The organism is Mesorhizobium sp. M5C.F.Ca.IN.020.32.2.1, from assembly GCF_004023105.1.
Classification (GTDB): Bacteria; Pseudomonadota; Alphaproteobacteria; order Rhizobiales; family Rhizobiaceae; genus Mesorhizobium; species Mesorhizobium wenxiniae.
Window position 1 is genome coordinate 1 of the sequence record NZ_RZSX01000077.1, and the last position, 12480, is coordinate 12480.

At 60.1% G+C, this 12480-nt stretch carries 6 protein-coding genes and 6 pseudogenes; 2 read left to right on the forward strand and 10 right to left on the reverse strand.

Features of this window, described 5'->3' with window-relative positions:
- Window positions 1-232, reverse strand: a 232-nt coding sequence (locus EOA86_RS06165; protein ID WP_164891581.1) for a hypothetical protein, incomplete at its 3' end; no start/stop codon positions are given.
- A gap of 356 nt (window positions 233-588) precedes the next feature.
- Window positions 589-1713, reverse strand: coding sequence for a TlpA disulfide reductase family protein (locus EOA86_RS06170; protein WP_128341005.1), 1125 nt, complete (start codon window positions 1711-1713; stop codon window positions 589-591).
- A gap of 760 nt (window positions 1714-2473) precedes the next feature.
- On the opposite strand from EOA86_RS06170, the pseudogene EOA86_RS06180 reads away from it, so the two are divergent.
- Window positions 2474-2795 (forward strand): annotated as a pseudogene (locus EOA86_RS06180) (hypothetical protein); the annotation flags it as partial.
- Here EOA86_RS06180 and EOA86_RS06185 read toward each other — a convergent pair.
- From EOA86_RS06185 to EOA86_RS06215, 8 genes and pseudogenes are all read right to left on the reverse strand, one after another.
- Window positions 2792-4244 (reverse strand): annotated as a pseudogene (locus tag EOA86_RS06185) (NAD-dependent succinate-semialdehyde dehydrogenase). The pseudogenes EOA86_RS06180 and EOA86_RS06185 overlap by 4 nt on opposite strands.
- Window positions 4245-4958: 714 nt before the next feature.
- On the reverse strand, window positions 4959-5456 hold the full coding sequence (locus tag EOA86_RS06190; protein WP_245455149.1) for a helix-turn-helix domain-containing protein: 498 nt from the start codon (window positions 5454-5456) through the stop codon (window positions 4959-4961).
- Window positions 5457-5475: 19 nt separating this feature from the next.
- Window positions 5476-5532, reverse strand: a pseudogene (locus EOA86_RS41445) (hypothetical protein); the annotation flags it as partial.
- Between the two features lie 201 nt (window positions 5533-5733).
- Window positions 5734-7572: a HipA domain-containing protein gene (locus EOA86_RS06195; protein ID WP_128341004.1), complete on the reverse strand. Its 1839-nt coding sequence runs from the start codon at window positions 7570-7572 to the stop codon at window positions 5734-5736.
- A 268-nt stretch (window positions 7573-7840) separates the two neighbouring features.
- The gene (locus tag EOA86_RS06200) at window positions 7841-8635 is read right to left on the reverse strand and encodes a pitrilysin family protein (RefSeq protein ID WP_348633331.1); all 795 of its coding nucleotides are present in this window, start codon (window positions 8633-8635) and stop codon (window positions 7841-7843) included.
- 82 nt (window positions 8636-8717) lie between these two features.
- Window positions 8718-9049 (reverse strand): annotated as a pseudogene (locus EOA86_RS06205) (insulinase family protein); the annotation flags it as partial.
- A gap of 60 nt (window positions 9050-9109) precedes the next feature.
- Window positions 9110-10391 (reverse strand): annotated as a pseudogene (locus EOA86_RS06210) (IS256 family transposase).
- A 132-nt stretch (window positions 10392-10523) separates the two neighbouring features.
- Window positions 10524-11232: pseudogene (locus EOA86_RS06215) on the reverse strand (KUP/HAK/KT family potassium transporter); the annotation flags it as partial.
- A 40-nt stretch (window positions 11233-11272) separates the two neighbouring features.
- Between EOA86_RS06215 and EOA86_RS06220 the strand changes: the two are divergent.
- A complete protein-coding gene (locus EOA86_RS06220; protein ID WP_029354811.1) occupies window positions 11273-12277 on the forward strand; it encodes a magnesium transporter CorA family protein in 1005 nt (334 codons plus the stop codon).
- Window positions 12278-12480: the final 203 nt, after the last annotated feature.

Genomic DNA, 12480 nt, shown 5'->3' on the forward strand with positions numbered 1-12480 from the left:
CCGCCAGGCCGTCCGTGACGATCTGATGCGACTTGACGCCCTTCATATTGACGATGAAGCCGACGCCGCAGGCATCGTGCTCGTTGCGCGGATCGTAGAGGCCGTGGGCGGCGAACCCGGTAGGGGTCCGCCCGATCTTGGTCAGGCCAGTGGCGATGGACGGATTTTTGACGGCTGGCGCTTTCGTCTGCGCGGCCGGGCCGTTCGTCGCAGATGGCGTCACTTCCGTCATCGTCCTGTCCTCCGTTCTTGCCTGGCGCAGAGACAGGCGGTCGGCTGCGTCCCCCGTCTTCCCCGCCTGTGGGCGCAGGTGGATCGGTGGGCAGCGCCGAGCTGGCTGAGTAACCTTCTTCATGTTGCCAGCCTTACTCCAGTGCCATCTTTGACGGGTCCGGGAGACCCTTAGCGGCAGTATGTTTTGGTGAGTTGATCAGGCACGTCTTCTCCTTGCTCGGTCACGTGTTTGCGGTAACGGCGAGGCTGGGCTGGACGCCTGGGCCGACCTATTTGTACATCCACGTCAGGGAAATGGACGAATTGGCCAGTAAGCCATTCGCCCCTCTTTGGTTTCCTCCTTGGCCGCCCCTTTCACCTTTTGGGAGAATCCTCTTGCGGAGCCACACAGAGAGCGCCGTAACAAACCTTCTCACCCTTGTAGTTGGCCAGAGCCTGCAGCAACTCGGGTAGAAGGTGCTGTTTCAGGTCGTCCGAGATAGGCTCCGGACCCTCCAGCGCTTTCAGTGTCTGCTCGACCAACTCGATGGCGCGATCTTTGTTGCCGCTCTCATGATAGTACTGAGCGACCACCGGATAAGACAGGAACTTAGAGCCGCCGCCTTGCGGCAGTGCCACGATGTGTTTGGACAGCTCTTCGCCCATCGCGAAGCGCTCAGCAGACGGAAAGCCGGAATAATCAAAGCCCGGCGCGAAGAGTTGGTATAGCGCCCAATACATCCATCCCTCGGACTTTCTGTCGATCGCGTCGCGAACGAATTGGCGCATTACGGGCAAGCCGGCCTGCATGTCGCGCATTCTGTGAAGCAACAGATTGACATGACTCACGCGGAAGTTGAGTTTGTCCGGTATCAATGCGAGGCCTTCTTCAATCGCCGAGAGCGCCGTCTTCCAATCCTCGGCCTCCATTGCCGGCCGAAGTTTGTCGTATATGGGCTTGGTCAGCGCTTGTTCGCGCGCTATGGTTTCGCCTTCCGCAATCCGCTCCGTATCGGCGGATTTTGCCTGATCGCTGATGCGCCAGCTGCCGTTAAGCACCTTCGGCAAGACCTCATCGAGTTTCGTCGGTTCACCAATAAAGGCGATGCAGCCGTCTCGGTCGACCACGAAACTGGTGGGAATCCAGAAAGAAAAGCTGGGCTCCAGCCAAAGCTTGTCCATTTCGCCTGTGGAGTCGAATGCGATCCGATAGTTCAGATTCGGGAACTTTTCCGTCAACCAAGCGTCCAACGTGCTTCGGGCCTCATCGGCCGTTGGAGCGCGTTCACTAGCCGCGACTCCTACGATCTCAACGCCGCTTTCCCTGTATTTCTCCTGCAGCTGCATCAGATGGGGCATCCCGTCCACACACGAACCGCACCAAGTTGCCCAAAATTCGACGATGTACACTTTGCCGGGCTCGAAGCTGGTGAGGGGCTCGCCACGCAGCCAGGTTTCCGCTTGAATCGAAGGAGCCGGGGACTCGATCTGCAACACCACGTTGTTCTCCAAAGCCGTTGTCAAAGGTTGTGAGATTTTCTGCACGAGCTTATTTCCCTCTCAGAGACGGCACACGGTTCAGGGGAGAGAACATCCTCGTCTGCTCCATTGCATACCGTCCTGCTGCAAGCGTTGCAAGGTCCATGCCAGCGGGCTCAGCGCGCAAGTGCATGAATATGCTTTGAAAACCCTCCGCAGTGCCCGGATGGCGGTTGGATTGAACCTGACAAGTTTCTGCCTTTGTCAGGTTTTGAACGCGCATTGCCCGTGTTTCGCGCCGCCAGAAAAGCGTGGCCCATCCGCACGATCCTGAAGCCCAAACCGTCGAACACGTGCGACACCGCCGCAATATGTCGTGCCATGCATCGATGCCAAGCGCCTCGGCGTTGAGCTCGCAGCACGCCAGAACATCATCGACGAGACGTTCAAGCTCGACCCGGGAACGGGAAAACGGCCCGAGGTTTGGCCTTGGTCGGGACGGCCGAACGGCAATATCGCCGAGAGGGAAAGACGCAGAAGAAGATCATCACACCCGGCGAGCCGAAAGTGTCGGCAAGCCATCGCAGAAGGCAGCAAACATGCAGGCCCAGACGTATCGCTGGGCGATCTGAGGGAGTGGCATACGTTGCGCGCCTGGTGCAGAAATTGCTCGCATCATGCCGAAGTAAGGTCGGCCGCGCTAATCCGCCGGTATGGCAAAGGCGCACTATTCAGCACGGTCGAGGGCACTTGGTTGCCCGGGAATTGAACCGGCTCATCACTGGTCAGTGATAATGCCAGCCAGTTCATCTCGAACGCCATCCTCTCCTGCGCGGATCAGAACCGGTCGAATGGCATTCCATGCGCATGGCAAGCATCGCTATCGCCTGTGGCGCGCCGACTGCAACACCGCGCGGCCGCACTCCCAAATCGCCTGGCAGACACCGGCCAAGTTCGCCACCACCTTCAATCCGCGACGGTCGCTCGCGCTGCGCTATGCGAAAGGCTCCGCGCCAGCCCCCGTCGCTTCACCCGCCCAGCAGCGCACAACCCACGCCGGAAACGAACCCAAAACTGGAGAAACTCGGGGCGACGTCATTTAGATTCCACCCATGCAGAGGTACTTCATTTCGAGGTAGTCTTCGAGCCCGTGGCGGGAACCCTCCCGCCCGATGCCGGACTGCTTCATGCCGCCAAAGGGCGCCGCTTCCGAAGACATACGCCCCGTATTGATGCCGATCATGCCATATTCCAATGCCTCGGCCACGCGCCAGACACGCCTCAGGTTCGAGGCATGGAAATAGGCGGCGAGCCCGTAAATCGTGTCGTTTGCCTCACAGACAACCTGATCCGCATCGTGGAAGCGGATGATCGGCGCCAACGGCCCGAAAGTCTCCTCTTGCTCAACCGCCATGATGCTGGAGATCTCGGTGAAGGCTGTGGGTTGAAAACGTTCGGCCCCGCATCGAATTATCCCACCCTTAGCAACGGCATCTGCGATGTGGGACTCGATCTTGGCCAAAGCATGCATGTCGATGAGTGGTCAGACGTCCACTCCCGGAGCGAAGCCGTCGCCAACCGATAAGTGCCGGACTTTCTCCACGAACTTCTCGACGAACTCATCGTGAACGCTCGATTGGACGTAAAGCCGGTTCGATGAAACGCAAGTCTGGCCGGCATTGCGGAACTTCGCCTGGATCGCCCCGTCAACGGCAGCGTCAATATCCGCGTCGTCGAAGACGATGAAGGGCGCATTGCCGCCGAGCTCGAGGCTGACCTTCTTGATCTAGTCCGAGCACTGGCGCATGAGCAGTCGGCCAACCTCGGTGGAGCCTGTAAAGCTGATGTTTCGGACCTTGGCATTGGAGCAGAGTTCGCGGCCCCACGCGATCACCTTCGGACGCATAGACCAGGTTGACAACGCCGTCAGGAAAGCCGGCTTGCTGCGCGAGGGCAAACATTGCACCTGCCACGAGCGGCGTCGGTTCAGCAGGTTTGAGCACGATCGCGCAGCCCGCCGCCAGGGCCGGCGAGATCTTGCGCGCCACCATCGACGCTGGGAAATTCCATGGCGTAATCGTGCCGACGACACCGATCTGCTGATTGATCACCATCATCCGACGGTCTGTAGACGGTGCGGAGATCGTCTCGCCATAGATGCGATTGGCTTCTTCGGCGTACCATTGCAGATACGCGGCCGCATGCGAAACCTCCGACTTGGCTTCGGCAAACGGCTTGCCCATTTCCGCAGTCAGAATCGCGGCGAGATCGCCTGCATGGCGATGATCAGCTGATGCCATCGCCAAAGAAGGTCGCTGCGCTCTCGGGCGGTCAGCGCCGCCCATCCAGGCTGCGCGACATAGGCCTCGTCTACCGCAGCCCGTGTCTCCTCCACGCCCATGTCGGACGTCCTGCCAGCACTTCGCCGCTCGACGGGTTGAGGACCACAAATGACCGCTCGCGAACTGACGTGCCAAGTGCCGGCAGGCGATGGACGGCGCCAAACAGGTCCGGGGATTTCAGTGGCGGATCATCGGCAGGCACAGGGGCAAACCGGGTTCCTCTCAAAGGCAGCTGATATGCATAATCGGCAGAGCCTCGGCGTGTACTCCGCACCTGCGGGTCCTTATAGGGCCTCGGCCATACGGCTGGTAGACCATCCACTCAACTTGAAAGGGAGAATTCTTGAACGCTTCTGGTCGATGGCTTGCGGTTCTCATCAGGTGCAAACTGAACAATGGACATCGGCTTCCCGACCGCGCGTACCGGCCATCGGTCCGAATAGCAGCAGTGCAGCCAAATGCCTTTTTTGAGCATCATCGGATTGAAATTGCTTTCAAAAGTCCTCGATCTTGCCGCCCCCCATCGCGAGCGCCACAAACGGGCGTGGAAAATCAAAAGGGACCACAATCGAGAATCAGCACGGTGATGCCTTCTTTGCGACCGTAGGCACGCAGATCATCTGCCAGCTGGGCTCGGGACCGTGCAGGTCGCGCCCCAAAAAACGAGAAGGGGGGTCGTTGTGGTGGAAGAGGTCGGGGATTTTCGAAAGAGCGTCGTTTACGGCGGGTCGTCCCTGTAGAGCATTCCCCTCGAATGCGACCGCCTTCAAAGGAGGACTTGCCATCGACGCCACGCTGATAACCGCTGCTGGCAAGCTGGAACTCAATACCGGTTAATTGCACTGAGGGCGGCGGCAACCACCCCTCGAAAACTTTTTGCCCGGGGGCTTAAGCTCGGAAAGAGTGTTCCTTATCATATTGTGTTCAAAGTAAATGGACGTGGTGCGTTTCGTGGGTTGAATCACATAAAGTAGTCTGTGTTAACGTCTGCCAAACCACGTTCCCTTGCCGGTTCCATGTTGGGGCTAGATGGTTTATTTCGACCAGGGTTGCCACATGTTTTTTGACGGTGTTCCGGTTTGCACCGGTCAGGTTGACGATCTCGCCAATGGTCATTCGCCCGCGCTCCTTGAGGGCTTCAACTATTTGAAGGGAGAGTTCCGGAAGCGTACCGAGCACGAGACGCTCGCGCTCGATTTTCTTCTCAAGCCGCTGCTTTTGCTGCTGAAGAGCGCGCAGGAAATAAACAGCCCAGCGCTGCCAATTAGGCCTCGGACTGCGGATCGTTTTTTGAGTTTGCCGAAGCGCCAGATAGTAGCCCTCCTTGCTGTTCTCGATCACGCTTTCGAGCGAAGAGTAAGGCACATAAGCATAGCCACTGCGCATCAGCAGAAGCGTCGTCAGAACGCGATAGCCTTCCATTGCCGTCCTGGAATGGATGGATCTCCAAAAAGACCACCGTGAACATTGCCACGACGAGCAGAGATCTCGACCGCATCGACTGCGCCAGCCGACGCCCGAAGGGATTGTGCAGACGATCGAGCGGTTACGTCGCCGGCGCTAGAAAATAGGCCCTCCACTGAGCATCTATCATTAGCCTGAACTTTCGAGCCCTTGCCAAGCTTTGTCGGGGCGGTCTCGCCCATCACGGCTGGGAAGTGCGGTCCATGGAAACCGGCGTATCAGTTAGATCGATCATCTATGCAAACCCTTCGATGCGTTCGTGGACAATCGCGCGCATTTGCTCCGCCATCTTCGCGCCTTGAGAGCCGTCTGATAGAGGCGGCGGCAATTCGAGGTGGTTGAGCGCGCGTGAGAGGGCTGCAACAAGATCGTCGATGCTGGTATCCGCATCGGCTGCCTTGACGCCAGCCGTGCTCGCGAAAGCCTTGAAGTCGGCGCGCCGCAGACGATCGTCCTTGCCGTTCAGCTTGAGGGCCATCCGGTCTTTTTCGAGGCGTGGAAACACGCGAGTCGTGACCGCGTCGTAGAGCGGAGCCATGCGAACTGAGCTGAATTGCGTGCTGCCGGGCTCTGCGATTTCCAGCAGTGCCATGTTCTTCAGGTGCATGTCGCCATCGGCGATCAGCCAGGCGAATAAGGATCGCTTCAGGACAAGCAGGACGTCTTCTTCGGGAGAGGTCGATAGCGGCCTTAGTGCCCGCGCGATGCGCTCCATCGTGCCGTCGTATTTTGCTTCGGTGGGCACGCCAAGTACCGAGCAGAAGTCCTCAAGCGCGAGCAGGTGTTTGTCCTCGAGGCTCGTTCTGATATCGAACCGCTCCACGAGTAGCGCCGGAGGCATCCCGTCAGGCATCGGGACGAGCGCTGTCGCGGGCGTCTTGAAACCGGCCGCGCTGCCCAAAGCGAGCGACTGCCATTCGATAACTGGCAGGGCCTCAAATCCGCCCGTACCCGCAGGTTTGAGAATGTGGGTAAAAGGCCGGCCGATACTGGGAGAGAGGGTGCCATCCGCACTGAGGAACATAGGCGCTTTGATCTGAACACCCGAAAGGCGAGGCGTATCAGTACGCTCGAATATCTGTGCGAGATTGCGTTCGAAACTCTGCTCCAGGTCGCCGCGACCCGGCCCTGCATACTGGCCAGTGAAGACAGTGTTTCTAGTGAAGCCATTGAGCCGGGTTAACAGGATGTCGGGCGGCAGGGCGGAGAGATCGCTCGCACGCTCGACGATGGTGATGTTGGACATGTAGCGTTTGCCCGAGCGTAGCGTCGCGCGCTCGTCGCGGTCGTTCAACACTGACTCAAGCCAGCCTTCAGGCAGCAGCGACAGAATGAAAGGAGGGAGCTTGCCCGGCGTGGTCTGGCGAACAAGTGGCGGGCCCTGATCGTCTGCATTCCAGCGCCACTCAAAACCATCATGTGTGAGATTTCCGAGCGGAGCGCCGTGCCACGCCACGATCAGATCGAGCGCGGCTCCGTTGCGTGCCGGTTCTGTGGTCAGTGGAGGGCGGAGGAAAAAGCGCTCGGCGTGCTCGCCCTCGCGATACCACTGGTTCGCGCGGGCAAGCGCCCATGTCGCGTCGGCAGCGCCCTGGGCGCTGCCGTATTGTTCTATGAGGCGGTTCGCGATTGCCTCGCGCATCGTCTCGTCGATGGATGCCGCGTGTTCGCTGCGCAGGCGGAAAGCTTCGAGGAAGCGCTGGCGCATCGAGGAGACGTCGATCCGGATTTCTCCCATTCCATCATCGACAATCGCTTGAGCGACTGATGGGTGGTCGGGAGCTGCGTTCTGAATGATTTCCAGCAAGCGCAAGCGCCTGCGCTGTATTCGTCGCCCGCTCAGGAACAGGCGGCCATCCCGGGTCGGGCCGAGAAGCACAGCGCTCGCCGCCGAGAGGTAAGCGTTGGGATACAGGTATTTGGCGATGCGGACGGCGTGCTTGAGTATCGTGGCCTCGATATCCTCCCCGGCATCGACATAGATGCCGCGCATTAGCTGGACGAGCTTGCCCGTTTCAGCCTGATAGTGGCTGCGGGTTTTATCGATGTTTTCCCCAACGAGGTGAAGGGCCATTTTCTAACTTTCCCGTATCTGATATACGGGAAAGCTAGCATAATCGGCTTCATATTCAAGAGTTTCTAACTTTCCCGTATTTGGTATACGCAAAAGTTAGAATACTTTCTCGGAACGACGGCGTTCTTCGGGTCGGGAATCGAACCACGGGAGAGAACCTGGTCTGCGAAGGCGAGCAGGCAGAACTCAAGGCGTTCATTCTGCCACACCATAGTCGGATCAGCCACACGTAGGTCGGCGAGTCCTTCAGCTATTGTAGAGCGTGGGATTATTCGCTGTCACGGGCCAACGCCCATAATCGCGGGCTCGGCCGAAAGCAGCTTCTTCGCCGCCGCCCTGCCTGCTCGAGGATCACCTGCTCGATGAGGGCCGGGCGGCGCTGGATGTAGTCTATGCCGAGTTTGTCGAGCTGCAACCCGACAAGCGTGGCGGAAATCGGCCTGGAGGAACCCAGATTGTCGATAGCATAGGCGCCGATCAGATACTTCTTGCTCGCTTCGAGTTCGGCCGCTGTTGGGCCTGTGTCCACCAGCTCCTTGATTAGTTGTCTTATCAGGTCGAGCGTCTCGGCCGCCCTGTCGGCGCGCGTCGACGTCGCCACGACAAGCATGTTGGGCTGGTAGTCTTCCAAGCTGGACGAGACACCGTAGGCAAGGCCGCGCTTTTCGCGCACTTCCTGGAACAGACGTGAGGTAAATCGTGAGCCTCCGACTATATCGTTCATCAGCTGTCCCGCGTAGAATTCCGGGTCGTTGCGTCCCATGGCGGGAAAAGCCAGCTGGAGCGAAGTCTGGGGGAGGGCGTTGCGACCTGCGTCCGCTCGCCGCTTCGGGGTGACATCAGGTACGGGGGCGAGCGCCTGTTTCTGAGGCAAATCGCCGAACAGCTGGTCGAGCCTTGCTCTCAGGGCTTTGGCATCTATGTCGCCTACGACCGCCACATGCAGCCCGTCGCGGGCGAAAGCGGCTTTGTGGAAGGCGCTTAGATCGGCGGGCGTTACGCTGGTCAGGCTCCCTTGGGCGGTCTCGAATACGGATGCGTGCCGTAGAGTCCGCGCCGCCAGGCCAGCTCGGGGATCGCGTGAGGTTCGCGCTCATCGGCAATGATTTCGGAGAGAAGCTGGGCGCGTATGCGGTCGAAAACTGCTGGTATAGCCGGCTGCGGGTCCCGCCGCCGAGGATGTCGGCCAGCAGTCGAGCGCCTCGGCCTCGCCGGGTGCGGCCGTATGATAGGACGGCACCATCCATTGCGTGGAAAAGCGCGGCACCGAATTGCGCACGCCGGTCAGCGTCACCGTGCGCTTGGCGTTTTGCTCCGGCTCGACTGGGCGGATGCGGGTTAGACCAGGAGCCGTCGGCACGGTTCCCTACGTCTTATCGGCCAGCGCCTTGACCGTTTCCGGCTCGACATCGCCGGCCACCACCAGGACGGCGTTGCTGGGCGTGTAATATTTGTCATAGAAGGCTCTGGAGTCGGTGCCGTAGCGGATCGTGTTGGAATTTGGCGGAGCAGCCTCCGGCAAATTGAGGTTATCGGTTCATGCGGCGAGGTCAATCTGCTGATCGAGTGGCTTGGCGGGGAGCGTGTGCCATCCGTCGATTTTTCGCATCGAGATTTCGCCGGACGCAATCAACGCCCAGAACAACATTGCCGCGGTTTCGGCCGAAGGCAGCACGGTCTGGGTCTTGATGCGCCGCTTGAACTCTTCATGCAGACGCTCAATCGCGTTTGTAGTTCTGGTGCGCTTTTCCACTGGCTCGGCGGCAGGCGCGTGAAGGCGAAGAGGCGCTCACCGGCCTCCTCCAGGCTGTCGGCCACCGCCCGGCACTTGAGCCGCCATTTGCGCAGGAACGCCTTGCGGCGGCTCTCGATCTCCTCCGGCGTGGCCGCGTAGATCATGTCGGTGTAATCGGCGCTGATCTCCTTGTGCAGGCGCTCGGGAGCGTGGGCGAGCAGGTTGCGGTGCTTGTGAACCGTGCATCTTTGAACCGGCACCCCGTCCCACAGCCCAGCGATCGCCCCGTCCAAGCCGGGTGCGCCGTCGACGATGAGGAACTCAGGGCGGCGGAGGCCGCGTGCGACGAGATCGTCGAGGATCGCCCGCCAGGCCTCGGTCGTCTCGCCGCCCATGTTCTTGACCGCGAGCAGGATCTTGTGGCCGTCCGCGCGCACGCCGATGACAACGAGCAGCGGGATCGAGGTCGCCTTGCGGTCGAGCCTGACACGAACCACCGTCCCGTCGAGGATCAGGCGCACGATCGGGCTCGTCGGCCAGCGAGCGACCCTTCCAGGCGTCCCAGTCCGTCTTCACCTTGCGCCAGGTGCGGCTGACGACGTCCTTGCCGATCGCGCCGCCGAACAAGGCGGCAAGCGCACGACGGACGCGTCGCGTGTTCGTGCCCGCCAGGACGCGTCGCGTGTTCGTGCCCGCCAGGTAGCTCGACGCGATCAGTGCGTCGGCGGCCTTCGTGCGCCGCTGATAGGCGCGCAGAGGCTTGCTCCTCCATTCCACCGTCTTGTCCTCGTCGACATCGAGGCGCGCCCGCGTAACCGTGATCTCAGTGGTGCCGAAGGTCCCCGTCAGCGTGCGCGTCCGGCTGCCGTGGCGGTGGCCGGCGACACCGGTGGTCTCATCACTGGCGCGCCGCCGGCTGCCGGCCATAACGGGGACGGGCAAGCACCGCTTCCAACTCGGTCTCGAGCATCGTCTCGATGAAGCCGCGCACCCGCTCGCGCAGGCCAGCTTCGATCGGATCAAACCAGTTGTCGAAAAGATAGCTCGTCGCCTCATCCCCCGGATGAACGGCTTCGGCTTTCATGGTAGTCCTTGTCATGGCGTAGTCTCCTGTCCGGCACCGCAAGGCCGGATGATTCGAGGTTGACACCCCGGAGACTACGCCAACTCACAATTCCAACCACTCCCGCGACGGCACCTTGGCAGTCATCTGCTCGGCAACCAAATCGAGCGGGAATTCGCTCTTGCGGGACTTCTCGAAGAGGAGGCGGGTTCCGCGAACCCAAGTCATCACGACCACACGCCGGCGACAAGGATTGAGACCCAGCCGCCGTCGAGCACTTTCATGATGTTCGCCGAGAAGAAGCCGACATCGACCACCCCGAAGACGAGCGCAAGGCGAGCGCCGGGAGGAGCGTCCACCTCCAGATACGCCTCATCACGACGTGGAGCAGGATTGTCGTCACAACCATTTCGCCCGTGACCGATATGCCATAGGCTGACGGGAGGGCGCTGGACTCACCAAAGCCGATGACCGCAACATGACCGACCATGCGAGCAGCAGGTTGACGCGCGGCAGGTATATCTGCCCGAATTGCATTTCGGATGTATGCCGGATTTCGAAGCGCGGAAGCATGTTGAGCTGGACGGCCTGTCGCACAAGTGAATAAGCGCCGGAATCACGACCTGGCTGGCGATCACAGTTGCCGCCGTAGCCATCACCACCATCGGCACCAACGTCCAGCCGTGGTCATCTCGAAGAATGGATGTCAGATCGTCCCGCCTCGGGAAAGAACGAACGCGCCCTGCCCGAAATTGTTAAGCAGCAGGCACGGAAATGCGATCGCCAGCCAAGCCAGCACAATCGGCCGGCGGCCAAAATGACCGAGATCAGTGTAGAGCGCTTCAGCCCCGGTTACGGAAAGGCTCCGCGGGCGGCATACTGCCTTGCCGAAGGGGCCATAAATGCTGCGCATCTACACGGGCCAGAACGGCCATCTGACAGCAATTGACGGCTTGCCGGAGGCCGAAGCTCTCGGTGCTCTCTGGCTCGACCTCCTCAACCCGACTGTTGAGGAAGTGAAGCTTGTTAAGGCGCATCTGGCCATTGATATCCCGACGCGCGACGAGATGGCGGAAATCGAGTTGTCGGACCGTCTTTATCATGAAGACGGCGCCGAGTTCATGACGATCACCGCGGTCGCGAATATCGAGGGCGAGGACCCTGTCAAAGCGCCGGTTACCTTCGTTATCAAGGGCCAGACGCTCGTCACTGTCCGCCACGCCGAACCGAAGCCGTTCTTGATCTATGCGGCGAAAGCACAGCGTACTAGCGGCCCTCCCTGCACGTCCGGCGAATTGGTGATGCTGGGTCTGATCGAAGCGATCATCGACCGCGCGGCCGACACGCTTGAGCGCATCGGCGACGAGATTGATGCACTCTCACGCGAAATTTTTCGCAACACGTCTCCGAGCGCCTCGAAGAAAACACGCAACCTTCAATCCCTTGTCGAGCGAATCGGCCGGAAGGGTGAGCTGCTGACGAAAATTCAGGAGAGTCTCGTGAGCATCGCGCGGCTCGTCGCCTACCATAGCGCGAGTGACTCGACCAGCTGGGCAGTCGCGTCGTCCGGTCGCAAGTTGCAGAAGGAAATCCGGCAACGTATCAAGCTCGTCCAGCGCGATGCCACGTTCCTCAGCGACCATGCGACCTTCCTGTCCAACAAGATCAACTTCCTGCTGGACGCGACGCTGGGTCTCATCAATCTGGAGCAGAACCAGATCATCAAGATTTTCTCGGTCGCTGCCGTCGTGTTTTTGCCGCCGACGCTGGTTGCCTCGATCTACGGCATGAACTTCGATGCCATGCCCGAGCTAAAATGGCTTCTGGGCTATCCTTTTGCGCTGGGTCTGATGGTGCTCTCCGCCGTGGTTCCGTATCTCTTTTTCAAGCGGCGCGGTTGGCTGTGAAAGGAAATAGGCTGGTTCGGGGCGCTTACTGAAAGTCCCACTTCCCGGAGCGGTCGCGCAGCTCAGCGAATTCGACATCTTGACTATCGCACGACACGTTGGCCTCGAGGTTGAGCAGCTCAAGCGGGACATGGAAGACCGCGCCATCGAAAACGTCCTCGAGCGCAATTGCGCGCTCGCCAAGGAGCTGTACATCAACGTCA